Raw genomic sequence first — 880 nt, forward strand, 5'->3', positions numbered from 1 at the left:
GTACTGCGGATTGGCCGACACCGACGACACCGCCAGTTGCGGGATGCCCGCCTGTGCATAGACGGACGCAATGCGTCATGCCGTCCGGCGCAGGAGGCCGCGCCGGACGGCAAGCGAAGCGTATTACGCCACGTTGTCTTCCACCACCGGCGTGGCGGAGCCGGCCTGCAGCGTGATGCGCGTGCGCTTGGCCAGCGGGTCGGCCGGCTTGGTGCCGTCGCTGTTCAGGGGCTTGACCTTGTTGAACAGGACGGTGAACGCGCCGGGGCTGACGGTCGCCACCGCATAGCCCTGGGCGTTGTGGTCGACATAGGCGAAGTCGGGATTGTTGACGCGCATGACCTGGTCGAAGGTTTCCGGCGTGGCGACCAGCGGCGCCAAGGGCGTATTGCCCGCGCCGTTCTTCAGGTACTGGTAGAACGACGAGCTGCTGATGCCGGCGGTGACGAAATCGACCGCCACCGGCGTGCCGAGCGCCGGATCGGGGTTGTCGCGGATGACGCCGCACTGGAACGCATGCAGGTCGCCGGTGATCGCCACCACGTTGCGGATGTTTTGCTCCTTCAGCCAGGACATCAGTTCCGCGCGGTGCGACGGGTAGCCGTCCCAGCCGTCGGCGTTGACGATGTAGAGCTGGTTGTACGGCGCCGGCGCCAGGTTGCGCATGTCGAGCCACATGCGGTTGAGCGTGACCTCGTTGCCCCACACCTTCCACGCGGCGCCGGAATTCTTCAGCGTGTCCTTCCACCACTGCGTCTGGGTGGTGCCGAGGATGGCCGGCGCGCGCTGCATGGCGGCGGTTTCCTGCGCCTCGGCCTGCGCCAGCAGCGGCTGCGGCACGAAGTAGCGGCTGCCGATCGAATCGTTGCCGTTGATCGGG

General features: G+C 67.2%; 1 protein-coding gene. It reads right to left on the minus strand.

Annotated elements, in window-relative coordinates:
- Nucleotides 1–123: 123 nt before the first annotated feature.
- On the minus strand, nucleotides 124–880 hold a 757-nt coding region (locus A6M56_RS03835; RefSeq protein ID WP_286757790.1), incomplete at its 5' end, for an alkaline phosphatase D family protein.

The sequence above is a fragment of the Ralstonia sp. RL genome, assembly GCF_001683835.1.
Classification (GTDB): domain Bacteria; phylum Pseudomonadota; class Gammaproteobacteria; order Burkholderiales; family Burkholderiaceae; genus Ralstonia; species Ralstonia mannitolilytica.